Consider the following 24,996-nt stretch of genomic DNA (forward strand, 5'->3'; position numbering starts at 1 on the left):
AGGCGACCGGTGACCCTCCCGAACAAGAGCACGGCGGTGAGCGCGGCTCTGCTGCACACCGTGACCCAGAGGGCTATCGCCCGCGCGGTCAAAGACCTGTGGCCCAACAAGCAGATCGTCTTGGGCGAGCAGTGCCCGAGCGTCACCTCGTACGTCTGCCGGGTCACGGTGGACGACGAGGAACTGATCGCAAAGTACAACTGGTTGGGCATGTCCCTGGTGTCCATCTTGAGGGGGGCCGGAGGAACGTGGGAGGAGGTGCAGCAGGCGCAGGAGATGTATGTCCGTACTACCGACCTGCTCACCGCTCGCGAAGCACAGAACCTGGAGTTTCTGCGCGAGCTCGGGCGCCCCCGCGTATGCGAGACGGCCGGCCTCCACCATGGAGTGCTTCTCACCCGGATGGTGCCGGGGACGAATTTGGCCGACGAACTGACGGCCCGCCCGCAGGAGACCGGTGATCTCCTCGACGCGGCCCTCAGTGCCCTCGCGGATCTGCACGGGCCTGCGGGCGCGCAGCTCTTACGCGGGGCGGCTTCGATCGACGAGCGCTCCGTCGTCCGAATCTTCCGCAGGAAGTTCAACGGTCTGAGCGCCGCAACGTATCTGGCGGCCCTCGGCCGGGACAGCGGCCTCCCGGAAGACGTGCGCCAGGAGGTCGTGGAACTGGTCCGGCACACGGTGTCGCGGCTGCTCCCGATGAGCGGCGCGATCTCGTCCCGGCGAGACACCGCGGTCTACGGGGACCTCAAGCCTGAGCACGTCTACATCGACGGCCCCCACATGCACTTCATCGACCCCGCCGTGCAGTGGGCCGCCGGATCCCAACCGGACATCGCGAAGCTGGCCGGCCGGTCGCTTCTTCTCGCGCTCGGGCACCCGAACCAGCGTGCCGGACAACAGATGGTGCAGGGCATCGCCTCCACGCTCGCCCGCCACATGGCGGCCCTGCCCGGACACGAGAGCGCACGCCGGCTCCGCGAGGTCCTGGTGTTATGGCTCGTGGACACCGTGAACATCCTGAGTACCTGCCTCAGCACACCTCCGGGACTCCCGCTGACTCCCCATCAGCAGGCCCTCGTAGGGAAGGCCCGCACGGTGGCGGGCATCACGCACCGCGTGAGCACCCTTCTCACCGGGGCGATGGCTGGACCCCGGCTTCTGGACGTCGTGGTTTCCGAGGTCGAGGACACCGCAGGGAGCGGTCGGTGACCGCCGCGGTCGTCGGGATTGTCGGCGCGGGTGCGGTCGGACAGACCCTCGCCACCAGCCTCGTCGCCGCCGCGCTGCCGGGGCGGCTCCTTGTCGTGTCCCGGCAGCCGGACCAAGTACGTGCCCTGGCCGCAGACCTCCAGGACCTCGCGCACGCCTCCAGCTCCCGTACGCAGGTCGAGGCGGGAGGAGCAGACGACCTCCACGGCTGCGACGCGGTGGTCATCGCTCTCCGCACCGCCTTCAAGAACACCGCCGAGCGTGACATCCGCCGCGGTGGCGCCGCCGCCAACACCCCCGCGCTCGGTTCCCTGGCTCGGGAGCTTCGCGGCTTCGGCGGCACAGTCATCGTTGTCACGAACCCCGTCGACCTGATGGCCCGGCGCTTCGCCGAGATGTCGGGCTGCACCCGGGTCTTCGGTATCGGTTCGAACCTTGATTCAGCCCGATACCGGCTCCTCCTGGCCAGGTACGCCCGCGTGTCCCCGGATGTCGTTCGCGGCCACGTGATCGGCGAGCACGGTGACCGCGCGGTCGTCTGCGTATCCACGACCACCGTCGACAGTCGACCCGTCACGGTCCGCATGCGAACGGTCGTCGAGGATCTCCAGCGGCGGCCGGCACTGATCCGTGACGGCATCGGCCGTACCCGCTCCGGTCCTGCCGGCGCAGTGCTCTCCACGCTCCGCAAGGCCCTTGGCCTGGTCGACGGTGTGGAAGAGCTGTCCGTGCCGTACGGGGACGTTTGGCTTGGAACTCCGGTGCACTTCACCGGCGGCCAGGGCGTAGCGCGCCTGCCGCACCTCACCAGCACCGAGCAGCGTCGTCTGGACGCCGCCGCCCGAAGCCTCCGTGACGCCTACACCCGCCTTCCCACCCACACCGAAAGGATCGCCCCATGATCAATGCCACCCGACTCGGCGCCGCCATGGCAGCCGTCACCGTCCTCAGTAACCGTGCCGAGGTCACGGACTGGGCCCTGCGCTACTTCGGCCCCTGGTGGAACGCCACTTCCCTGGACGCCGCCGAGGTGTACGCCGAGGCCGTTGTCATCGCGGACGTCAAGCCGGCCGACTACGAGGAGATCACCCTCCTGGTCCATGACGGCCGGCCCACGGAGACCGTGAACTACGCGAAGCACCCCGTGCTCGTGGCACGCGACGGCGAGGACATCATCGCGACATCGCCAGGCGAGGAGATCGCCTACCGCTCCACCCCGTCCACCGGCCGCCTCACCCTCGCCGGTACCAACCCCCAGTCCCTCACGCTGGCCGCCGCGCGCCTCGCCCGTGAGTCAATCCGCAGCCAGCTGCTGCGCGACGGCTGGGCTGTGCTCCACGCCTCCGCAGTCGTAAGGCCGGACGACGGCGCCACCCTCCTCGCCTTCGGGGACAAGGGCGCGGGCAAGACGACCACAGCCCTGCTGCTCGCTTCTCACGGCTGGCAACTCCTGGCCAACGACAGGGTGCTCGTCCGCCCGATCGGGGAACTGGGTGTCGAGGTCGTGCCCTGGCCGTCCGCCGCCGCCCTCGGCCTCGGCCTCCTCCACGCCCTCGGCTGGGACGTCACCGCCCGGGAGTATCTGCGCACCGGTGGCAGCTTCCACCCCACTCAGCACGCGTCCGTGACCGAGGCGCTCCTGGACGGCAGCCACACGCCGCTGTGGGACGGCAAGGGCAGGGAGCGGAAGGTCCAGGTCTTCCCCGACCAGTTTCCCGAACTCTTCAATGTCCCCCTGGCCACCGGAGGGCAAGCCGCCGGTTTGCTCTTCCCCCGGGTCGATGCCAACGCGGCGCCCGACGTCATTGACGGGGCGCGCACGCTCGGGAAGGCGGACTTCATGTCCGGCGCCACGGAGGACCGCTACCCGGACGTCTTCGAGCTGGCGCAGGGCGTGGACGGTGGCGGCAAGGAGAGTGTCCGCACGGAAGTGGCGTCTCGTCTCTCTGCACTGACGCACCGCGCGGTCCGGCTCAGCCACGACATCCCGGCCAGCGCCGCCCTGCTGGACAAGGTAGCCGACACGATCCGCTGATCAGGAACTTTCACGCCTGTGCACTTCAAAGAACGCAAGCGACCGCACCGACTGGATCGACAAGGACCAACTCGCCGAGACCGCCACCGTGCTCACCACGCACCGTACGGCCGATGAGGTATACGCCTGGCTGGAGGCCACGCCCAAGGTACCCACGCGCCGCCAGAACTCCGCTGCCGAAGGATGTACGCGCTCGGGCACGGGCACAGCTCGGACGAGGCGGCGAGGTGGACTGGTTCTACTCCTGGCGGCGTCACGGCTCCCGGGACAAGGCCAAGCGCCCGTACGAGGCGATGGAAAAGGCCACGAGACAGCCGCCCAGCAGCCAGCCGGCCAGGACGTCCGCGCTCCAGTGGACACCGAGCCAGAGGCGGGTCAGGCCCGCGCCGGCCACGGAGACGACCGCGACGGCCAGCGCCGTACGCCACACCCGTCGGCGGACCCCCTGGCGGTGTGCCACCCACAGCAGGAGACCGCAGCTCACGGCCGCCGTCATCGCGTGGCCGGAGGGGAACGCGGCGAAGTGCGCGGAGTCGACCGGATCGGGCCACTCGGGGCGTTCGCGTCCCACGGTGTACTTCAGGCCTTGGGAGAGGGCCGCGCCCACCACGCTCGTCACCGCGACCCAGCAGGCGAGCAGCCGCTTGCCCCGCAGCCAGAGCGCGATCACCGCCGCCGCGGTCAGCAGCCGCATCGTCCAGGGGTCCCAGGCCCAGTCGGTGAGCACCCGGTTGATCCAGGTGACTCCGGGCTCGGCCACCGCCCGGCGGTGCAGCGCCTCGGCGGTCATCCGGTCGAAGGAGAGCAGCGGCCCCCACTCCGCCACGACAAGTATGACGAGCAGGCCCAGCAGGACGGCGAGCAGACCGCCCGTACGGGCCGGCGTGACCAGTGAGGGAGGAGCCGGGGCACGCGGGCCTGTCGTCGGCGGTGTCGGACCGGCTTCGGGGATCGACGGTGAGCGCATGGGGAAATCCTCGCCGACGTCGGGTACGAGGGGCCAGCCCGTGCGGGCGTCCGGGTTATCCCAGCGCGCGCAGCGCCGGTACGAAGGCGACCAGCAGCGGTACCACCGGCACCGCCGCCGCGGCGGCGGTCAGCCGCAGTCTGCGGCCCGCGGTGAGCCGGGGAACGGGGGACAGCAGCCGGTTCACCCGCCGCGGAAGCTGGGCGTCCGGCGCCGTGCCCGGTCCGAACACCCCCCGGTCCTCGTTCAGTTCGACCAGGGCGAGCGCGATGGCCAGCCGGCCGAAGCGGCGCGAGGCCACATCGTCCGCGGCGAGCTCGATCAGCCGGTGCATCTCGTCGCGGAAGGCCGCGAACACCGGCACCTGCGGAAAGCCGTTCGCCAGCGCCCCCGAGCAGTGCAGCAACCAGTCGTGCCTGGCCCGCGCGTGGCCCTGCTCGTGCGCCAGCACGGCGTCGAGCTGACTGCCCTTCAACCGGCGCAGCGCCGCCGTGGTGATCACCAGTTGGGGCTCCACGCCCGACAGCCACCAGGCGTCGGGCCGCTCGCCCTCCAGGACGACGAGCGGCTCGCCGCCGGGCTCCTCGCCGGGCAGCACGGGGGAGCGTACGAGCAGTTCCGCGCGGCGCCGGCGGCGCCTGCGGCGGGCCCGGAGGACCTCCCGGGTCAGCATGGCCGCCGTCCAGACCCCGCCGCCCGCCAGGACGACCGCGAGAAGGGCCGACCACGGCCGGTGCGAGCCCAGGGCGTAGGCCTCCACCACTCCACTCGGGGCGGGCGCGAAGACATGCCCCCGTACGGCCAGCCAGGCCGCCGCGGCGCTGAAGGTCATGGAGAGCGCGAAACTCAGCAGGACGGCCGCCACGACGCACTGCCACACCCACAGCGCCACCACGGGCTCGCGCTCCGGCCAGTCGGCGCGCGCCAGCAGGCGCGGGGCGACGACGGCGGCCAGTGCGCCGAGAAGCAGCAGCGCCAGGGAGACCATCATGGTCACCAGAGTATGAGGACCGCGCTACTCTGCGGTATGTCCTCGTCGGTCAAGTGACCTAGGACACGTTTCGGCCGGTGCGGTCATATGGTGAGCAGCATCGCCAGCATGGCTATGCCCATGGACAGCCGGCAGGCCAGCGCCAGCTCGGTCCTGTCGCCCCAGCGCATCCCGGCTCCGGCCGTCGCCCCGCCCCCGCTCATGACCGTCACCGTCCCGTCCGTGACCGTCACCGTCCCGCGCGCCCCGGGCCCCGCCCCCGCGGGCAGCGGCAGCAGACGTCCGCCCGTCCGCAGCACATAGGCGGCGTAGTAGATCAGCAGCGCCCCCGTGACCAGCGGCGCCCCGCCCGCCGTATGCGTGCCGTGTGCCCCGCCGGGCGCCGCGGCCATGGCCCCGGCCATATAGACCATCGCCAGTATCCCCAGCAGATGGTGCGTCCCGTGGGCGCGGTACGCCGGGAGACGGGACCGCAGGACCGTGTACAGCGCCGCGCCGCCGAACACCGCCGCGTACACCGTCCACACCCACCGGGGCGGTGGAAGGACGGCCGCGGGCACGGCCATGACGGCCATCCCGAACCCCATCAGCGCTTCGCTCCCGGCCCATCTGCGCTGTTCGTCCACGCCGCTGCGCATCCGGAGCAGACAGTAACCCCCGGTCGCCACGCAGAGCGCGACGAGCAGCCAGCCGGCCGTCGCCGGTCCGTGCACCGCGCACCTCCCCCGTTGAACGGTGTCGTGAAGGTGATGCCCGGTGCCGCCGACGCGCAGACGAGCGCGAACGAGCGCAGAGGGACACAAAGGGAGCGCACCGGTGGTACACGAGCCGACCTCGGACCGCCGTCCGCGGCCGTGCGCGCCGTAGCCGCCGTCCTCGGCCCCAGGTGGTTTTTCCTTCATTCGCATTCCGCTGGAAACGGAAATCGTAAAGAAAATCGACTGACACGCCGATGGAATTCAGGGAAGAATTCCTGGCGCCGACGGCCTTGTGGCCGACGCGGCCCCCGGCTACTTTGCACGTGCGTGCCCTTGGGGGCCGGGCGGACTGCCGCCGCCTGTAAATCCCCCCACCCCCAGGGAATTTACGCATTTCTGGCAGATATCTAGTGGGAGGAAATCCTCCATGCATATGTCACGACGGTCGGCCATCGCGTCCGCGCTGGCCGCGTCCGCCGCGATCGGTGGCGTCGGCGCTGCCCAGCAGGGTGCCGCGGCATCCGAACCGAGGCGCCGCGCACAGCCGGCACCCGCCGCGAGTCCGCCCGGCGACGTGGTCGGCAAAATCACCGTGGGCTACCAGGGGTGGTTCGCCTGTAGCGGCGACGGCGCCCCCATCAATGGCTGGTGGCACTGGAGTCAGAACATGAGCCAGCCGCCCTCGCCCAGCAATACCACCATCAAGTCCTGGCCGGACATGCGGGAATACTCCCGTAGTTACCGCACCGCCTACGCGAATCTGAACGGCGGTCAGCCCGCGTCGCTCTTCTCCTCCTGGGACCAGCAGACCGTCGACACCCACTTCCGGTGGATGCGGGAGAACAACTGCGACACCGCGGCGCTCCAGCGGTTCAACCCCTTCAGCCCCGAGGGCCCCACCCGGGACGCCATGGCACAGAAGGTGCGCCAGTCCGCCGAGGCCAACGGCCGCAAGTTCTACATCATGTACGACGTCACCGGCTGGACGTCCATGCAGTCCCAGATCAAGGAGGACTGGACGTCGAAGATGAGGGCGCACACCTCGTCCAGCGCCTACGCCCGGCAGAACGGCAAGCCCGTGGTGTGCATCTGGGGCTTCGGCTTCAACGACCCCGGCCGGCCGTTCGCACCCGGGCCGTGCAAGGAGGTCGTCGACTGGTTCAAGGCGCAGGGCTGCTATGTGATCGGCGGGGTGCCCACCCACTGGCGCAACAGCACCGACGACTCACGGCCCGGCTTCCAGGACGTGTACCGCTCGTTCAACATGATCTCGCCCTGGATGGTCGGGCGGATCTCCAACGTCGGGGACACCGACCGGTTCTTCCGTGACGTCAACACCCCGGACCAGGCCGAGTGCAACGCGCGCGGTATCGACTACCAGCCCTGTGTGCTCCCCGGTGACCTCCAGGAACGCCACCGCGCCCATGGGGACTTCATGTGGCGGCAGTTCTACAACATGGTCAGGCTCGGCGCGCAGGGCATCTACATCTCGATGTTCGACGAGTTCAACGAGGGCAACCAGATCGCCAAGACCGCGGAGAACGGCTCGCAGGTGCCCTCCGGTTCGGGTATCTGGGCGCTCGACGAGGACGGCACCTCCTGCTCGTCGGACTACTATCTGCGGCTGACCGGCGACGGCGGCCGGATGCTCAAGGGCCAGATCGGACTGACGGCGACGAGGCCCACGCAGCCGAGGATCTGACGACAGGATCTGACGACAGGACACCGAAGTGCGGGCCGCCGGAAGGATCCCCGGCGGCCCGCACCTTCATATCTCCGTCCCCTCGCGCCTGATGGGGGAGTTCAGCCGGTCGGCAGATGCCGTGCCCGGCCCTCCCGTCCCCGCAGTCTCGGGGTGAACGTCGCGTGGAAGATGGTCGAGGCGGCCCCCACCGCCGCCGCCTCCGCGCTGAGCACGGACGGTTCGACCTCGACCCGCCGCAGTCTTCTGGCCGTCGGGAACTCGTTGACCGTACGGGTGATCTCGTCCAGATAGAACCCGGCGACGTCCTCCGTGAAGAAGGGCCCGCCGAGCACGATCAGATCGATGTCCAGCAGATCGACCAGCCCCAGCGCCCCGCGGCCCACCGCCTGCGCCACCTCCCGTACGGCCGCCGAGGCCGCCGGATCACCCGCGGCCGCGGCCTCGCCCACCGCCAGATACGCCGCGGTGCTCCCGGACGTGCCGCCCACGGACGCGCCACCCCCCGAAGTGATGCCCCCCGAAGCGGTGCTCCCCGAAGCGGTGCTCCCCGGCACGGCCGGTACGGGCCGCATTCCGCCCCGTACGGCCAGCTCGGGCACCGACACCGGCGGATTGCACTCGGGGAGGATCTCCGGACGGCCGTCCTTGTCCACGCGTCCCAGCGCGATCGCGCAGAGCTGGCCGAACTCCCCGGCGTTCGCGCTGATCCCGCGGTAGATGTCACCGTTGAGATAGAGCCCGGTGCCCACCCCCGTACCGAGATAGAGATACGCGAAGTCCCTGGCCCGGCGGTCCCGGCCGATCCACCGTTCCCCGGCGGCGGCAGCGGTGGAGTCCTTCTCCATCAGGACGGGACACGGGAAATGGTCCTTCAGCAGATACAGCAGGGGAAGATCGCCCCAGGCCGACATCAGCGGCGGCCCCAGCACCGTGCCCGACGCGATGTCGACCGGTCCCGGCACGGCGACCCCGATACCGAGGAAACCGTCCTCCCGTACCGACCCGCGCGCCTCCGTCAGCGTCTCGCGCCCCAGCGCGGCCACCCGCTCCACGAACTCCGCCGGATCGATGTCCGCGGTGACGGGCCGGGTGCGTGTGCAGACGATCGCCCCGTCGAGATCGATCACGACGGCGGTGAGCACCTCCGGGTCGATATGGATGCCGAGCGCGTGCGCCGCCGTACCGCAGAGCCGTACCGGTGTACGGGGCTTGCCCGAGGTGGCACGGCGCTGGGCGTCCTCGATCAGGATGCCCCGGTCCAGCAGCGAGCGCGCGATCCGGGAGACCGACTGCTGGGTCAGTCCGGTGCGATGCGCGATCTCGCCCCGGGTGATGGTGCCGGAGAGCCGTACCGTCTCGATGACCACGCACTCGTTGAACGAGCCCAGATCGATCTGGTTGACCCCGCTCCAGGACTGGTTCCGGGCCGTGGCGCCGATCGCCTGGTCGGCGCCGAGATGCCCGGCCACGTTCTCGCGCAGCCAGCGCACCGCGGCGCACGGCCGGTCGGAGCGCGCCGTCGCGTAGCGCTCCAGCTCGGCGGCGAGGTCGAGATAGACCCGGCGCGAGGACTCCGGATGGCTGGTGCTGTCGAGCGCGATCATGGCCCGCAGAAAGGTGCGCCAGGTGGACCGCGCCGGAATGTGATGGTGCGTCACTCCGCCCTCGTACGGGGGAGTTACCGGGAGAGGCACGGTCGTGTCGGGCCCGTCCCCGGAGTCCCAGAGCGTGATCGCGTGCAGGCCCAGGTCCGGATGGCTGCGGCTCGCCTCGGCCAGATACTCCGGCAGACCGCGATCCGCCGACCGGCCCCGCGCCGTTCCCGTCCCCGCTCCTCCCGTAACCGGCCCTGCTCCTCCCGTAACCGCCCCCGCCCCCGCCCCCGCCCCCGCCCCCGTCGCCGTCGTCGTCGGTTCGGCTCCGCGCTCCTTCGCCGCCGTCAGCGCGGCCTCCAGCGCCCGGTCGAGACCGGTGAGCACCTCCGTACCGATCACTGTCCCCGCGGCGGCCGACCGGGCGGACCCCGGCCGGGTGCCCGCGAGAAGCACGGCGCGCAGCGGGTCCACATAGAGCCCCATCAGCCAGACGGGCGCGCCGGGCAGCGGTGGTCTCGTCGGTACGGACGGGGCCCGCGCCTCGTCGGGGCCCAGCCGCCAGCGCCGCCGGATCCCGGCGACCGTGGCATGGGAGAGTCCCAACTCCCGTGCCACCGCGCGGGAGGCGCCGCTGCCGCCGGGCGCCAGCAGCGTACGGGTGACCACCTCGGCCTCGTCGACCGTGGCGGGTCTGCCGGTGCGCGGCCGGTGTTCGAGCCCGTCGAGACCCGCGCTCGTCCAGCGCTGGCGCCAACTGCCCACGGTCTGCCGGGACACCCCGAGCCGGCGGGAGATCTCGGCGTCCCGCAGTCCGTCGGCGGCGAGCAGCACCACGCTCGCGCGGGTGGAGAGCGGGCCGCCCTCCTCGGCCCAGCGGCGCAGGACGGCCCGGTGCTCCGGGGGCAGAGAGCCGACCGGGCCGTCGTCATGGAGGGCCTCAGCGGGCATCGCTGCCCCCGGCCCCGTGATCCCCGCTCCCGCTGCCGCTCCGGGCCCCGCGAATCCCGTTCCCGGCTCCGCGGACCTCGCTCCTGGCCCGCGGACCGTGCTCCCCGCGCACCAGCCGCAGGGTGAGGATCTGGAACGGCCGCAGCGCCAGCGCGACCGTGCCGTTCTCGTGCGGACGCTCGGCGAGCGTCTCCTCCAGCAGGTCCGTCTCCCGTACGGCGGCGACCGGGAAGCCCGCTCTGAGCGCGGTACGGGCCCGGCCGCCGCGCGACTCGTAGAGCCGTACGACCACATCCCCCGAGCGGTCGTCGGCCAGCTTCACCGCCTCCACGACGACATCGGGATGGTCCACGGAGACCAGCGGCGAGAGGGCGGATCCGGCGGATCCAGAGAGTCCGGCGGATCCAGAAGGTCCGGCGGATCCGGCCGGTCCGGCCGCCCCCGGTCGCAGCGGCAGCGCCAGGGCGTACCCCTCGCCGATCGCGTCGCCGATGTCCGCGCCCGGCCGCAGCGCGTGCCGGAAGCGCTGCGGCCCCCGGTCCGCGTGCGGATCGGGGCTGTGCGCGGCGCGCAGCAGGGAGAGCCGTACGGTCGTGGTGGTGCCCGCGTCGGCACGGGTGTGGCGCGAGACGTCGTATCCGTACGAGGAGTCACCGGCCAGCGCCACGCCCCAGCCGTGTTCGCCGACATGGATCCAGCGGTGTGCCCACAGTTCCGAACGGGCCGCGTCACGCCCGGAGTTCTCATGCGTGGGGTGCTCGGCATGGCCGAACTGGATCTCGCCCGTGCTCTGTTCGGCGTGCACGTCCAGCGGCCAGACTGCCTTGAGGACCGTGTCCCGCTCGCGCCAGTCGATCTCCGTGTCCACGGTCAGGGCGCGGCTGCCCGCCGTCAGGGACAGCACCTGCTCGATCGTGGATCTGCCGGTGCTCCTCACGACCCGTACGGAGGCCAGCAGCGGGCCGCGCGCGGTCACGTCGACCTCGGACGCGCGGTCGAGATCGCGGCCGGATCCCCGGTGGTGGGGGTCCAGATTCCAGGCACTCCCGTGCGCCGGGTCGTCGCGGTGCAGCCTCAGCAGATTGCCCGCCGCTCCCGGTGCGATGGCGTCCCGGCCGGTGGTCAGATCGAGCGCGGAGCGTACGAGCCCCTCGGCGTCGAGCCGGATCCGCAGCAGCCCGTTCTCCAGCAGCACTCCGCCGCCGTCCGCCGGCCGTACGGTCACCGGCGCGACATCGGAGGGTGCCCCGCCGGCCGCATCCCCGTCGGACCGACCCCCGCCGGCCGCATCCCCGTCGGACCGACCCCCGTCGGCCGGAATCCGGACGACCGGACCCCGGCCGAGCGCGGGCGCCTGCGCCAGGACCGCGATCCGGCCGTCGGCGAGCCGCTGACCGCCGTCGGCGGGGTGGTCCCCGTCCAGGACGACCACCTCGCGGCGCGGTCGCGGCCCCGCGTTGAAGACGGCGGTGCCCGCGTCGTCGGGTGTTCCCACGGCGCGGCGGATGAGCTGATCGAGAGCGCGGTGGATCTCGCGGTGGCTCCGCTCGGCCTCCTGGTGCACCCAGGCGATCGAGGTGCCCGGCAGGATGTCATGGCTCTGGTGCAGCAGGACCTTCTTCCAGAGCGCTTCCAGCTCGTCGTACGGATACGGGATGCCGTCCCGCACCGCGGCCGTCGCCGACCACAGCTCGGCCTCACGCAGCAGCGATTCGGCGTGGCGGTTGCCGCGCTTGGTGCGCGCCTGGCTGGTGTACGTACCGACCCGGGCCCCGGCGCACAGCTCACCGCGCCAGACCGGGGCGTCGGGGCTCTCGTCGAGGGCGTCCCGGAAGAAGTGCGCGGGATGCTGGATCCCGACCCTCGGCGAGCCTTCCAGATCGGCCAGCCGGCGGGCGCGCTCCAGCGTCTCGCGTGTGGGCCCGCCGCCGTCCGGGTGGCCGAAGGGCAGCAGGGAGCGGACGCCCGCGCCCGCGCCGGTGTTCGCGGCGTACGCGGTGAACTCGGACACGGCGTCCGCCAGTTCCCCGCCGGTGAGGGCGGAGCCCCGGCCGGCGGCGGGCGGGACATGGCTGAAGAGCCGGGTGCCGTCGAGGCCCTCCCACCAGAAGGTGGGGCGGGGCAGATCGCGCGCGCCGTCCGGGGCGGGCCGCCGGCCGAGGAACCAGCGGGCCCCGGCGAGCGCGGCCAACTGCGGGAAGGCGGCGCTCATCCCGAACGAGCCGGGCAGCCAGACGCCGTCGGAGTCGGTGCCCAGCTCCTCGCGGTAGAAGCGGCGGCCGTATACGAACTGCCGGACCAGCGCCTCACCGCCGGGCAGGGTGCCGTCGGGCTCCACCCACATCCCCCCGACCGGCGCCCAGTTGCCGTCGGCGACGGCTTTGCGCACCCGTTCGAAGACATGCGGGTGGTGGTCCTTCATCCAGGCGTACCGCTGGGCCGAGGAGGCCGCGAAGGTCAGCTCCGGATACTCGTCGGCGAGCGCGGTCACCGTGCTGAAGGCGCGGGCGGTGTGCCGTACGGCCTCGCGCATCGGCCACAGCCGGGCGGAGTCCGCGGGGGTGTGGCCGACGGCGGCGACGGTGTGCGCCGACTCGTGGGCGCGGCGGGCCAGTACGGGGGAGAGGATCTCGCGCGCGGTCCCGGCGGTCCCGGCGACATCGCGTGGATCGACGGCGTCCACGGCCTGTTCCAGGGCGCGCAGGATCTCGTATCTGCGGGGCAGTTCCACCGGGAGCGCGCGCATCAGTCCGTCGAGGACATCGATGTCATGGATGAGATGCCAGATGTCCTCGTCACGGACGGCGAGATCGGCGCGGAGCAGCCGGTGGAGCGGCTCGTCCCCGGCGGTGACCGGATCGCCGTACAGCGACCCGGCGCCGGACTCGGCGTCGATCGGCGGATTGGCGGCGGCCTCCACGAGCAGCCCGACCTGCTCACCGCCGCTCGCCGCCGCCGAGACGGTCAGGGACCGGTTGAGCGGGTGCAGCCCCTGGAGCGGGGTGCCGTGCGTGTCATGGACGAGTCCCTCGGCGTGGCTGTCGAAGCCGAGGTCGAAGACCGCCTCCACCCGCCGGCCGGCCCAGCGCTCGGGGACGGTGGCACGGACCTTGAACCAGGTGGTGGACCAGGGGCCGCCCCACAGGTCACCGACGGCGAAGGGCGTGTAATCGGCCCGGAGGGCCACATCGACAGGAACCGGTTCACCGGGAATGTGCCAGGCACCGACCTCCATCGGAAGTCGCGCGGTGTAGAGCGCGGGACGCAGACGGGCGGCGAGGAAATGGGCTATCCGCTCTTCTCCGGACTTCCTGCGGTCATGCATGGGCGGCCCTTCCTGTCCAGCCAGTAACCGCCATGTAAAACCAAGAGTGTTATCAAGTCAACGCCTTTCCCCATTCCTTCTTGTTCCAGGTGATGAGGGCCCATGGAGTGTTTGTCAGGTAACTAATCATCCGAATGGTGAAGACCTCGGAAAGAAAGTGAAATGACATTCTCCCCGTACCGCGGGAACTATCGGCTCACCGGCTCCGGCCTGGCACAACTGCTCTCCACCGGCAGACTTCTGTCCTCCCGCGCCGAGGCGAGCAGCGTCAGCATGATGTCGAGGACATGGCGCGACAGCTCGGCCGACGCCCGGTGCGGACGCCCGGCGGCGAGCGCCTCGGCCAGATCGGCGAGTCCCGTACCGCGCCCGGCCCCGGTGTATCCGGCCGACACCGGAAGGGTCTCCCACCCACCGCCGTCCCGGTGCACTTCCACCGGCCCGTCGAAACCGTTCGGATCGGGTACCGACAGCGAGCCCGCCGTGCCGTGCACCTCGATCCTCGGCAGTCGCGCGGCATGGATGTCGAAACTCATCACCAGCGTGGTGAGCGCTCCGCCCGCATGACGCAGTACGCCGGTGACATGGGTGGCCACCTCGACGGCGAACCGTTCGCCCGCCCGGGGGCCGCTGCCGATCTCCCGCTCGGCGCGGGGCCGCGACGCGGCGCCGGTGACCTTGACGACCGGTCCCAGCAGATGGACCAGGGCGGAGAGATAGTACGGACCCATGTCGAGCAGCGGGCCGCCGCCCGGACGGTAGTAGAACTCCGGGTCCGGGTGCCAGCGTTCATGTCCCGGGGTGGTCATGAAGGCCGTCGCCGCGACCGGGGTGCCGATCAGCCCGTCGTCGACCGCCTTGCGCGCGGTCTGGACGCCCGTGCCGAGAACGGTGTCCGGGGCGCAGCCGACCCGCAGCCCGGCGGCCCCGGCCGCGGCCAGTACGGCGTCCGCCTCCGCGCGGGTGGCGGCCAGCGGCTTCTCCCCGTACACATGCCTGCCCGCGGCGAGCGCCGTGAGGGCCACCTCGGCATGGGCCGCGGGGATCGTGAGGTTCAGTACGGCGTCGACATCGGGGCGTGCCACCAGCTCGGCCACCGAGCCGCTGACCGCGACTCCGGGCACCCGGGCGGCCACCGCGCCGGCGCGGCCGGGGTCGAGATCCGTGACGGCCGTGAGCGTGACGCCGTCCAGCCGTTCCAGTGTGTCCAGATAGGCCCCGCTGATCTTGCCCGCGCCGACCATGCCGATCCTCAGCGGCTCGCCCACAGCAGCCCCCTCTCGGTGAGTGTCCGTACCTCGGGCACGTCGAAGTCGTCCGGCTTGTGACCGATGGCCGAGACGAAGACCCGTCCCGCCCCCCACTGCCTCGTCCAGACGGCGGGCATGGTGACCGGCCGTGCCCGCTCCTCGTCCGCCGTGAACTCCGTGGTCGCCAGGACGTCGATCAACGGGTCGGTGGCCAGCCAGTACTTCTCCGTGTGGACCCGGAAGTCGGTGAGTCCGGCGATCACCGGATGGCCGGAGTGCTCCTCGGCGAGTGTGACGGTGTGGTCGGAGAAGCCGGGCGGGTGCATCAGGAACTGACCGCCGGTGAGGAGCTGATAGCCGACATCGCCGCGGAAGGAGTCGACGATCCCGCCGTGCCAGCCGGCCAGTCCGGTGCCCGCGCGGACCGCGGCGGCGAGCCCGGCGCTCTGTTCCCGCGTCAGCTCGCCCGCCGTCCAGCACTGGACCACCAGATCGGTGGCGTCGAGGAGTTCGGCGTCCGCGTAGACACCGAGGGTGTCGGAGATCCGGATGTCGAATCCGCGTGCGCGCAGGAAGGGCAGGAACAGCTCGGTGATCGCCACCGGCTGGTGTCCCTCCCAGCCGCCACGGACGACCAGGGCCCTTCGGGTGCCGGAGGTCTCTGAGGTCACGGTCGTTGCACACTCCCATCGGTGTTGCGCAGCAGGGCCCAGCGGTCGTGCTCCAGCGGCTCGGGCACGGGGTGGCGGCGGGCGGCGGTCTCGTCGAAGTCGACACCGTGGCCGGGTGTCTCATGGGGGACGAGCCCCCCGTCGTGGGCCGTGATGGTGCCGGGGAACACCTCGGCGACCGCCGGCCGGAACACCGCCGCCTCCTGGACCCCGAAGGCATGGCTGCTGATGTCCAGCGCGAGGGTGGCGGCCTGGGCGACAGGGCTGACATCGGCGGGTCCGTGCGGGGCGAGCCGTACCCCGCGCAGCTCGCAGAGCGCCGCCAGTTTGCGGACCGGGGTCAGCCCGCCCAGGGTCGGGATCCGCACCCGGGCGAAGTCGATGACCGGCACGGGTCCTTCGAGCAGCGGCAGGAACTGGCCCACGTCGCTGAAGAGTTCACCGACGGCGAGCGGTACGGAGGAGGCCGCGCGCATCCCCGCGAAGTGCGCCGCGTCCTCCGGGGCGAGCAGATCCTCGACGAAGTAGAGCCCGGCTCCCTCGACCCGGCGCAGGAACTCCCGTGCCTGGCGGGGATCGAGCCGCTCATGCACATCGTGGAGCAGTTCCGTCCCGTCGCCGACCCGTTCCCGTACCCCGGTGAGGATGCCCGGCACGGTCCGTACGTACGCGGCGGAGTCCCAGGGCACCGCGCGCCGGCGCAGCGCCGACGCGTCGGCCGGACCGCCGGCCTTCGTGCCGTAGGCGTCCGAACCGGGGACCGCCGCCTGGACCCGGACATGCCGGTAGCCGCGCTCCCGCGCGGCCACCACCTTCTCGGCGAGTTCGGCGGCGTCGGCGCCGTCGACATGGGTGTAGGCGTCGGCGCGGGTACGGACCCGTCCGCCGAAGAGTGAGTACAGCGGGGCGCCGAGCCGCTTGGCCTTGAGGTCCCAGAGGGCGACATCGATACCGCCCAGGGCGTTGCCGGTGATCGAACCGCCCCGCCAGTAGGCGCTGTTGAGCATCAACCGGTGGAGGTCCTCGATGTCGTCGGGATCGCGCCCGGCGAGCAGCGGCGCGAGATAGTCGTCGAGCACGGACCGTACGGCGAGGGTGCGCTGCGGATCGCTGGCGCACCCCAGGCCGTACAGCCCCGGTTCGGTGGTCTCGACACGGACGATGAGATGGGGACAGCCGTGCGGGGCGGTCAGAAAGGTGCGTACGGCCGTGATGCGGACCTTGGCGCCGCGTTCCTCGACCCAGGGGGCGGGAGCGAGAAGATCGGAGCGGGCATCAGGCTGAGCCATGCGAACTCCAGCGTACAGATAGCAGAATGATGTACCGCTACTCGAACGTAGGGAGGTCGACTTTCATTTGTCAATGACTCTACCAAATATCGTGGCGGAGGCTTCGGCGGTGCTCAGTGCTGTCCGAGGCGCTTGAGCAGGGTGCCCAGCGAGTGGGCCGCCTCGGTGACCGCGCGGGCGACTTCCTCCGCGCGGGCGTCGTCCATCCGGCTCTTGGGCGCCGAGCAGCTGATCGCGTCGCCGCCGCCGTGGCCGGTGCCGAGCGCCACGGCCACACACCGTATGTCGGGCGAGTTCTCGCCGTCGTCCATCGCCCAGCCGCGCAGCCGTGCCTCGGAGAGCTGGGACAGCAGTGACTCGGGATCGGTCACGGTGTCCGGAGTGAGCCGTTCCAGCGGCCAGTTGAGCCGCATCCGCACCTCGGCCGCGTCGTACTGGGAGAGCATCGCCTTGCCCAGCGCGGTGGCGTGCGCGGGGAGTCTGCGGCCCACCGCCGAATACATCCGCAGCGCGTGCCGCGACTCGCGTTTGGCCAGGTAGACCACGTCCGTACCGTCGAGTCTGCCCAGATGGACCGACTCGCCCGTCTCCTCGGCGAGCGCGTCGAGCACCGGTCCCGCGAGGCTCGCGACATCGTCGCCCTCCAGATAGGCCGTGCCCGTCAGCAGGGCTTTGAGGCCGAGGCTGTAGCGGGTGCCCGACGCGTCGAGATCCACCCAGTGGCGTGCCTCCATCGTGCGGAGGATCGCGTGCAGACTGCTCTTGGGCACGGCCATGGCGCCGGCCATCTCGGCGAGCGAGAGCCGGGCGCCCTCCGCGCCGAGTAGTTCGAGCACCTCAAGTACCCGAGCGGCGGACTTGACCTCTTCGGGCTTGCGCCCGCGCGCTGCTGCTGCCACCGATTCCACGGAACCTCCGCTTCTCGCACCGGCGCCCCTCGGCGATCCGGTCAGCACGAAATCTCGACGTGCGTCTTGACGCTATATCACCTCGACCATAAGTTCAGTCACTCCAACGTCATTCGGCCTTCTGAACGGTTGATCCTTAGGTAGGGGCGATGCGCATACCATTTTCGCGGAATGTCCGGCTCGCGGTGGTCGCCGCGGCGACCGCGCTCTCACTGACCACCCTCGCCGCCTGCGGCGGATCGTCCGACTCCGGCGGGGACTCCGCCTCGCTGGAGATGTGGACCTTCAAGCAGTCCCATGTGGGCGCGCTGCGCAACGCGGCGGCCGAATTCGAGAAGCAGACCGGTATCTCGGTCGAGATCGAGGCGTACACCCCCGACGACGCGTACACCGCCAAGGTGCAGAGCGCGGCGAAGACCGGCGATCTGCCGGATGTGCTCGAAGTCCACTCCGACGGCGAGGACCGGGTCTTCGGCGCGGCGGGCATCGTCGCCGACCTCAGGGACGACTTCAAGGGCGAGTGGGCCGGCCGTATCCAGCAGGCCGTACAGCAGTCCGGACTCGTCACCGAACAGCGCTTCAAGGACTCGCAGCCCGAGACCGCCAGGGACCACGGCATCGAGGAGGGCGCCCGCTACAGCGTGCCGCTCACCGTGGGCACCTTCGGCATCGTCTACGCCAACAAGAAGATGCTGGCCGACGCGGGCATCACCGAACCCCCCGCCGACTGGGCCGGGTTCCTGGCCGCGCTCAAGGCGACCACCGCCAAGAACCCCACCACCGGCGGTCTCGCCCTCGGCCTCAAGGTCCAGGCCACCGGACTGACCTGGGTCCTCCAGCCGCTCGCCTTCAGCCAGCTCGGACAGCAGGGGTACGAGGCGCTCTTCGGCAAGGACGAGAGCGCGGACTTCGCCTCGCCCAACGGGATCAAGGTGCTGAGCCTGTACGACCAGCTCACGCCGTACTGGATGCCGGGCACCCAGAGCCTCACCATCGACGAGGCCGACCAGGCCTTCGCCCAGGGCAAGGCGGCCTTCGACGTCGGAGGCACCTTCACCCTCGCCTTCCTCCAGCAGAACGGGATGAGCCCCGACGACGTGTTCGCGTTCGGACTGCCCGCCCTGAAGGACGGCGCCGTACCGGACCGCGCGCTCGGTCCGCTCGCGCTCACCGGTCTGAGCGTCAGCGCGACCAGCGACCAGCCCGGCAACGCCAAGAAGTGGATGGAGTTCCTCTCCACCCAGGAGACCGCCGCGAAGTTCGCCAAGGACGCCTCCGACGTACCGGCCACCGAACTCGGCGGGGACTCCGCCACCGTTCTCGGCCCGGCGCTCGCCGCGATGGTCGACAGCTTCAAGGGCACCCCGCAGAACACCTACGACCCGAACCGCGGCAACGAGTTCCGCGCGCCGGGCTACGAGCAGGACGACGCCGGCGCGATCCTCGCCGATCTCACCCCGCTCAAGCAGCGGTCCGTCGAGGAGACGGCCCGGAAACTCCGTGAGCTCAACGCCGCCTACTGGGCGGCGGCACGGTGACAACGGTTCCCGGCGCGGTGACGAAGGCGCCGGCGGCAGGGGGTACACGCCGCCGGCGCCCGCGTTCGTACGAGGCGCTCACCGGGTATCTGTTCGTCGCCCCGGCCGTGGTCCTGTTCTGTGTCATGGGCCTGTACACCGTCGGATACGGGTTCGCGCTCAGCTTCGCCACCTGGAACGGGTTCACCCCGAACTGGAAGTGGGTCGGCTTCGACAACTACGCCGATCTGCTCTGGCGCAGCCCCGTCTACGCGCCCCGGGTGCGCCACGCGGCGGCCAACACGCTCTGGGTCATGATCGCCTCACCGGCCCTGACCGTCGCGGTCTCCTTTCCGCTGGCCGTACTGCTCAACCAGATCAAGCGGTTCCGGTCGGTGCTGCGTTCGGTGTACTTCCTGCCCTATGTCACCAGCGGAGTCGCGGTCTTCTTCGCCTGGCAGTACATCCTCCAGCCGGACGGCGCCATCAACCTCCTGCTCGACAGCCTGGGGCTGGGCTCCCTCCAGCAGCCGCAGGGCTGGCTCGGCAACCCGTCCACCGCCCTGCCCACCATGATCGTGGTGACGGTGTGGGGACAGGTCCCGGTCGCGATGCTGCTCTATCTCACCGGGCTCCAGGGCATCGACCGCAGTGTGCTGGAGGCCGCGGAGCTGGACGGCGCCGGCTGGTGGCGTACCAACGCCTCGGTGGTGTGGCCCCTGGTGCGGCCCATCACCGCCGTGGTGGTGCTGCTCAATCTGCGGGAGTCGCTCCAGGGCTTCCAGACCTTCCTGGTGATGACGAACGGCGGTCCGGGGGACCACACCAATGTGCTGGGGCTGGAGGCCTACCGCCTCGCGTTCCTGAAGAACCTCCTCCCCACCCTGGGGCTCGCCAGCGCGCTCGGCTGGATCCTCTTCGCCGCCGCGCTGGTACTCGCCCTGATCAATCTGCGCGCGCTGCGGAGCAGAACATGACATCGCGGAGCACGACATGACATCGATACCCCTCAAGGCGCGTACCGGCCCGCCCGACGACCGCGCCGCCCGCAGCCGCCGGCTGATCGCCCGCACCGTCGTCGGCGTTCTGCTCGCGCTGTACGGACTCGTCAGCGTCTACCCGTTCCTGTGGATGGTGTCGGCGGCCTTCAAGGACCAGATCGAGGTCGTACGCGGCGGACATCTCATCCCGGACGACCCGACGCTCGACACCCTCGTCGACACCTGGAACAAGCTGCACTTCTTCGACTTCTTCCTGAACAGCCTGCTGGTGACGGGCTATACGGTGGTCCTGACGCTGGTGATCTACGCGGCGGCCGGCTACGCCTTCGCCGTACTGCGCTTCCCCGGCCGGGGAGCCCTCCAGAAGCTCTTCGTCGCACTGCTGTTCGTTCCCGGGATCACGGTGATGCTGCCGATCGTGCTGCTGGAGAACAAGATGGGGATCCTCGGCACGCACTTCGGACTGGTGCTGCCCTTCGTCAACGGCGGTGCCCCGCTGTCGATCCTGCTGATGACCGGAGCCTTCATGGCCGTACCGGGCGAGCTGCGCGACTCGGCGCGCGTCGACGGCGCGAGCGAGCTGCGTATCTTCACCGGTGTCTATCTGCCGCTGGCCAGGCCCGCGCTGATCACGGTGGCGCTGCTGACGGCGATCCCGACCTGGAACGAGTTCCTGCTCACCCGGGTCTCCCTCAACGATCCGTCCACCTACACCCTGCCGCTGGGTCTCCAGTCGCTCTCGGCGGAGAACGTGCCGCACTACAACAATCTGATGGCGGGCGCGCTCATCGTGGTCATTCCGGTGATCCTGCTCTTCCTCAGTCTTCAGCGGTACTTCGTCAACGGACTGGTCGGGGCGGTGAAGGGCTGATGCGGGTACTGGTCACCGGCGCGGCCGGCCATATCGGACGGTTCGTGCTCGACGATCTGCTGGCCCGGGGCCACCAGGTCGTCGCCACCGATCTGCTCCCGGTGGACGAGCCACGCGCCGAGTCCGTCCACACCGGGGATCTCCGCGATCCCGATCTGGTGCGCAAGGCGATGGACGGAGCCGAGGCCGTCGTCCATCTCGGCGCGATCCCGCATCCCAACGTGGACGACGCGAGCGATCTCTTCGCCACCAACTGTCTGACCGCGCACCGGGTGCTGGACGAGGCGGGGCGCGGCGGTGTCCGCCGGGTGGTGGCCGCCTCCAGCATGGCGGCCGTCGGACTCGCCTGGTCGCCGGTGCCGCAGTCGCCGCGCTACGTCCCCCTGGACGAGGAGCATCCGACGCTCGTCCAGGACCCCTACGGACTGTCGAAGATCGTTCTGGAGGAGACGGCCCGCTCCGTCCACCGGCGATACGGGACCGACATCGTCTGTCTGCGGCTGCCCTTCACCGGGACCGGGGAACGGCTGATGAGCCAGCTCGACGCCGTACGGGCCGATCCCGCGGCGCACCGGATGGATCTGTGGGGGTGGCTGGACACCCGGGACGCGGCCGAGGCGGTCCGGCGCGGGCTGGAGACCCGGCTGTCCGGCTGCCATGTGGTCAATGTGGCCGCGCGCGACACCAGCTCACCGCTGCCGACTGCGGAGCTGATGACGCTCTACCACCCCGGGGTGCCCGTCTTCGCCGAGCTGGCGGGCCATGACTCGCTGTTCGACACCGAGGCCTGCGCCCGGCTGCTCGGGTTCGTACCGCGGTACGACCGCCCGCGCTCCGGTTGAGCGGGGCCGGGTTAGGCTGCGGGCGTCTTCAGGACGTCTTCAGGACGTCTTTCAGAGCGACGCCGCACGACCGGATACGGAGAACGCGCACCATGGACACCGCCTCGCGCCCCACCGGCGAACTCACCTACCGGGACGCCACCGCGGCCGACACCGAGGCGCTGGTCGCCCTGATCGAGTCGGCCTACCGCGGGGACAGCAGCCGTACGGGATGGACCACCGAGGCGGACATCCTGGAGGGCCGGCGGACCGATCCACGGGGTGTGCTGGAGGTGATCGAGGCGCCGGGCAGCCGGCTGCTGGCGGTCGAGCGCGACGGTGAGCTGGTCGCCTGCTGCCAGCTCGAACACCGGGGCGAGGCCGCCTACTTCGGGATGTTCGCCGTACTGCCCGGCGCGCAGGGCGGGGGGCTCGGCCGACGGGTCATCACGGAGGCGGAGCGCTTGGCGCACGAGACCTGGGGCGTCCGCGAGATGCATATGACCGTGATCACGGTCCGCGAGGAACTGATCGCCTGGTACGAGCGGCGCGGCTACCGCCGTACGGGAAAACTCTTCCCGTTCCCGTACGGCGACGAGCGCTTCGGTATCCCGCAGCGCGACGATCTCGCGTTCGAGCTGCTGGTCAAGCCGCTGGCCGGATGACCCGCAGCGGCCCGGGACCGTACGCGGCCCAGGACCGTATGTAGTCCGGGGCCGTACGCGGTCGGGGACCGTACGCGGCCCGGGATCGCGCGCGGTCCCGGGCCGTGCGGCCGGCCCTGACCCAGGCGCCGTGACCCGGGCGCCCGGTCCCAGGCGCCGGGACTCAGGCCGTGAACCGGCCGGTCCGCCGGATCTCCGGCAGATCGGTGGTCACCGCGTCCAGTCCGAAGGCCCGCGCGAGCCGTAGCTGATCCTGGGTGTTCACCACCCAGCCGATCACCCGCAGCCCCCGGTCGTGCGCGCGCTCCACGATCTCCAGGGTCAGTCTGCGGATGTTCAGGGCCAGCGAGGCGGCGCCCACCGCCTCGGCCCGGTCCACCACGTCCGCGCCCCAGCGGCTCGCGATCAGCACCGTCCGTACCCCCGGTGCCAGGGCCGCGATCTCGGCGACCGCCGCGTCATGGAACGATGACACCTCGACGCGCCCGGTCAGCCCGCGCCGGTGGATCGCCTCGGCCAGCGCCCTCGCCGCGGCCACATCCTTGATCTCGGCCTGGAGCGGCGACCGTACGGCGTCCAGGACCTCCTCGAAGACCGGGATCCGCTCGCCGTCGCCCGCGTCCAGCTCCCGCAGCTCGGCGAGGGTCCGTTCGGCGATGGCGCCCGTGCCGTCGGTCGTACGGTCCACCTCGGTGTCATGCATCACGACGAGCGCGCCGTCCTTGCTCAGATGCAGATCCAGCTCGATGGCGTCCATGCCGGCGCGCTCGGCGTGTACGAAGGAACGCAGGGTGTTCTCGGGTGCGACACCCATCACTCCACGATGACCGATGGTCTGGAAAGTCAAGGTTCGTCTCGCTTCCGTCGACTGCGGATCCCGCGCACTCTAACGGCCGCTCGGCGGATGGGAACCCGTCGTGCGGCGGCGAGCCGCCCCGGGGAGCGGTGGCTCGTCGAGGCGCCGTGCGGCACGATGGAAGTGTGTGTCCTACCTCATTGCGGCAGGAAAAACGGCGGTGACCATGGGGGGTCCGCAGGATAATTTCTCACGGTCGTCCTTGTATGGCGGAACAAGAGACCTATACGGTGTCTTTACGCCAAGATCTCGTGTGGAGGAAGTGACATGACGGAAATTCTTGCGCAGGACGCCGCGTCCGGCACAAGCCGTGCTGTCGATGCTGCCCGGGTGGTCGAGCACCCGGCCTGGACACAGCTCAAGAATGCCGTCGAGGAGATCCGCCCCTGGCAGTCCGAGGACGGCTCGGTCGACTTCGACGCCGAGGGCGCTCCGGCGCGCGGGCTCGTCGAGGTGACGCTCGACCGGGTGACCTCCGCCGTCGAACAGCTCTCCCCGCTGCTGCCGCACGACGCCGCGTACCACCGGGCGCTCGTCGCCGACCTCCGTAAGTGGGCCGACAGCGCCTTCGACGTACCCGACTTCCTGGACTCGCTGCTCGCCTTCCAGCCCGCGGCCGACCGGCGGGACGGCCTCCAGCATCTCGCCGTCTTCCCCATGTACACGCAGAACGGCAATCCCGACCGCAATCTCGAAGCGGTCGTGCTGCGTATGGTCTGGCCCGAGTGGCTGGCCGAGCTGGAGCGCACGCGCTACGACAATCCCCTCTTCTGCGGGATCACCTTCGAGGACTTCACCGCCGGGTACGACACCAACTCCGCGGTGTTCTTCCCGGAGACCATCGCCGTGCGCGAGGCCCCCGAGCGCTTCACCTGGGGCGGGATCTTCTGCGACCGCGAGGCCGCCCGCTTCCGCCGGGTCACCGAGGCCGCCGTGGACACCCTCGGGGTCGGACTCCCCGACGACATCCGTGAGATGGTCGCCGACCAGGACCGCTGCCAGCAGGCCTTCGTGCTCTGGGACATGATCCACGACCGTACCCACAGCCATGGCGACCTCCCCTTCGACCCGTTCATGATCAAGCAGCGCCAGCCGTTCTGGATGTACGGACTGGAGGAGCTGCGCTGCGACCTCACCGCGTTCCGTGAGGCCGTGCGGCTGGAGGCCGACGGGGTCGCGCAGGGCCGCGACGTCCAGTACGCCGTGCTCTTCGACCGGATGTTCCGCTTCCCGGTCACCGGCGCGCGGGTGCGGAACTACGACGGCCTCGGCGGTCAGCTGCTCTTCGCCTATCTCCACCGGCACGATGTGCTGCGCTGGACCGACAACACCCTGCGGATCGACTGGGACCGCGCCCCCGGCGTCACCAACCAGCTCTGCGCGGAGATCGAGGACCTCTACCGGGCCGGTATCGACCGCCCCAAACTGGTCCACTGGTTCGCGGCGTACGACCTCGTCTCGGAGTATCTCTCCCCGCACCCCGGCTCCCGCTGGGCCAAGGGTCCCGACGCCCTCGATCTGTCGCAGCCGCCCCGTAAGCTCGTCGACGACGTGCTGCCGGACGAGTTTCCGCTCAGCATGTTCTACGAGGCGCTTGCCAAGAAGCTCAAGAACGTGATCGCCTCCACCAAGGGGATCACCGCCACGAGCACCGAGCGGGTGGCCGCGTGA

At 70.7% G+C, this 24,996-nt stretch carries 20 protein-coding genes; 10 read left to right on the top strand and 10 right to left on the bottom strand.

Features of this window, described 5'->3' with window-relative positions:
• Positions 1-9 precede the first annotated feature (9 nt).
• From OG214_RS34045 to OG214_RS34055, 3 genes are read left to right on the top strand one after another with little or no spacing between them, the layout of a single operon-like run.
• Entirely contained in the window at positions 10-1,212 is a 1,203-nt protein-coding gene (locus tag OG214_RS34045; protein WP_405986901.1) for a phosphotransferase, read from the top strand.
• Positions 1,209-2,114, top strand: coding sequence for a lactate/malate family dehydrogenase (locus tag OG214_RS34050; RefSeq protein ID WP_405986902.1), 906 nt, complete (start codon positions 1,209-1,211; stop codon positions 2,112-2,114). The genes OG214_RS34045 and OG214_RS34050 overlap by 4 nt, the downstream gene beginning before the upstream one ends.
• A complete protein-coding gene (locus OG214_RS34055) occupies positions 2,111-3,247 on the top strand; it encodes a hypothetical protein (RefSeq protein ID WP_405986903.1) in 1,137 nt (378 codons plus the stop codon). The genes OG214_RS34050 and OG214_RS34055 overlap by 4 nt, the downstream gene beginning before the upstream one ends.
• 253 nt (positions 3,248-3,500) lie before the next feature.
• Here OG214_RS34055 and OG214_RS34060 read toward each other — a convergent pair whose 3' ends face one another.
• The 3 genes from OG214_RS34060 to OG214_RS34070 form a co-directional block, all read right to left on the bottom strand.
• Positions 3,501-4,214 carry a phosphatase PAP2 family protein gene (locus OG214_RS34060; RefSeq protein WP_405986904.1) on the bottom strand — a complete coding sequence of 238 codons (714 nt, stop codon included), beginning with the start codon at positions 4,212-4,214 and terminating at the stop codon, positions 3,501-3,503.
• Between the two features lie 55 nt (positions 4,215-4,269).
• Entirely contained in the window at positions 4,270-5,205 is a 936-nt protein-coding gene (locus OG214_RS34065) for a M56 family metallopeptidase (RefSeq protein ID WP_363083057.1), read from the bottom strand.
• Positions 5,206-5,288: 83 nt separating this feature from the next.
• Positions 5,289-5,918: a DUF5134 domain-containing protein gene (locus tag OG214_RS34070; protein ID WP_363083056.1), complete on the bottom strand. Its 630-nt coding sequence runs from the start codon at positions 5,916-5,918 to the stop codon at positions 5,289-5,291.
• A gap of 412 nt (positions 5,919-6,330) precedes the next feature.
• On the opposite strand from OG214_RS34070, the gene OG214_RS34075 reads away from it, so the two are divergent.
• The gene (locus OG214_RS34075) at positions 6,331-7,605 is read left to right on the top strand and encodes a glycoside hydrolase family 71/99-like protein (RefSeq protein ID WP_363083055.1); all 1,275 of its coding nucleotides are present in this window, start codon (positions 6,331-6,333) and stop codon (positions 7,603-7,605) included.
• Between the two features lie 101 nt (positions 7,606-7,706).
• Here OG214_RS34075 and OG214_RS34080 read toward each other — a convergent pair whose 3' ends face one another.
• From OG214_RS34080 to OG214_RS34105, 6 genes are all read right to left on the bottom strand, one after another.
• Positions 7,707-10,151 carry an ROK family protein gene (locus OG214_RS34080; RefSeq protein WP_405986905.1) on the bottom strand — a complete coding sequence of 815 codons (2,445 nt, stop codon included), beginning with the start codon at positions 10,149-10,151 and terminating at the stop codon, positions 7,707-7,709.
• On the bottom strand, positions 10,141-13,476 hold the full coding sequence (locus OG214_RS34085) for an alpha-mannosidase (protein ID WP_405986906.1): 3,336 nt from the start codon (positions 13,474-13,476) through the stop codon (positions 10,141-10,143). The genes OG214_RS34080 and OG214_RS34085 overlap by 11 nt, the downstream gene beginning before the upstream one ends.
• A gap of 188 nt (positions 13,477-13,664) precedes the next feature.
• Positions 13,665-14,744 carry a Gfo/Idh/MocA family oxidoreductase gene (locus tag OG214_RS34090; RefSeq protein WP_363083052.1) on the bottom strand — a complete coding sequence of 360 codons (1,080 nt, stop codon included), beginning with the start codon at positions 14,742-14,744 and terminating at the stop codon, positions 13,665-13,667.
• The gene (locus OG214_RS34095) at positions 14,729-15,397 is read right to left on the bottom strand and encodes a ThuA domain-containing protein (RefSeq protein WP_405986907.1); all 669 of its coding nucleotides are present in this window, start codon (positions 15,395-15,397) and stop codon (positions 14,729-14,731) included. Before OG214_RS34095 ends, OG214_RS34090 begins: the two co-directional genes overlap by 16 nt.
• On the bottom strand, positions 15,394-16,686 hold the full coding sequence (locus OG214_RS34100; protein ID WP_405986908.1) for an enolase C-terminal domain-like protein: 1,293 nt from the start codon (positions 16,684-16,686) through the stop codon (positions 15,394-15,396). The genes OG214_RS34095 and OG214_RS34100 overlap by 4 nt, the downstream gene beginning before the upstream one ends.
• A 113-nt stretch (positions 16,687-16,799) precedes the next feature.
• Positions 16,800-17,585, bottom strand: a complete 786-nt coding sequence (locus OG214_RS34105) for an IclR family transcriptional regulator (protein ID WP_363083049.1) — start codon at positions 17,583-17,585, stop codon at positions 16,800-16,802.
• 158 nt (positions 17,586-17,743) lie between these two features.
• Between OG214_RS34105 and OG214_RS34110 the strand changes: the two genes are divergently transcribed.
• From OG214_RS34110 to OG214_RS34130, 5 genes are all read left to right on the top strand, one after another.
• Positions 17,744-19,132 carry an extracellular solute-binding protein gene (locus OG214_RS34110; protein ID WP_363083048.1) on the top strand — a complete coding sequence of 463 codons (1,389 nt, stop codon included), beginning with the start codon at positions 17,744-17,746 and terminating at the stop codon, positions 19,130-19,132.
• A 17-nt stretch (positions 19,133-19,149) separates the two neighbouring features.
• Positions 19,150-20,088 (top strand): carbohydrate ABC transporter permease, encoded by a 939-nt coding sequence (locus OG214_RS34115; protein WP_405986909.1) that lies wholly within the window; start codon positions 19,150-19,152, stop codon positions 20,086-20,088.
• 16 nt (positions 20,089-20,104) lie between these two features.
• On the top strand, positions 20,105-20,983 hold the full coding sequence (locus OG214_RS34120; protein ID WP_363083966.1) for a carbohydrate ABC transporter permease: 879 nt from the start codon (positions 20,105-20,107) through the stop codon (positions 20,981-20,983).
• The gene (locus tag OG214_RS34125) at positions 20,983-21,825 is read left to right on the top strand and encodes an NAD(P)-dependent oxidoreductase (protein ID WP_363083967.1); all 843 of its coding nucleotides are present in this window, start codon (positions 20,983-20,985) and stop codon (positions 21,823-21,825) included. The genes OG214_RS34120 and OG214_RS34125 overlap by 1 nt, the downstream gene beginning before the upstream one ends.
• A gap of 92 nt (positions 21,826-21,917) precedes the next feature.
• Complete coding sequence (locus OG214_RS34130; protein WP_363083968.1) at positions 21,918-22,469, top strand: GNAT family N-acetyltransferase; 552 nt, start codon at positions 21,918-21,920, stop codon at positions 22,467-22,469.
• 163 nt (positions 22,470-22,632) lie between these two features.
• Here the strand turns inward: OG214_RS34130 and OG214_RS34135 are convergent, their stop codons facing one another.
• Entirely contained in the window at positions 22,633-23,316 is a 684-nt protein-coding gene (locus OG214_RS34135; protein WP_405986910.1) for a glycerophosphodiester phosphodiesterase, read from the bottom strand.
• A gap of 276 nt (positions 23,317-23,592) precedes the next feature.
• Between OG214_RS34135 and OG214_RS34140 the strand changes: the two genes are divergently transcribed.
• Positions 23,593-24,996, top strand: a complete 1,404-nt coding sequence (locus OG214_RS34140) for a DUF6421 family protein (RefSeq protein WP_405986911.1) — start codon at positions 23,593-23,595, stop codon at positions 24,994-24,996.

Origin of the sequence: Streptomyces sp. NBC_00872, from assembly GCF_045161915.1 — a bacterium.
In the GTDB taxonomy this organism is placed as follows: Bacteria; Actinomycetota; Actinomycetes; order Streptomycetales; family Streptomycetaceae; genus Streptomyces.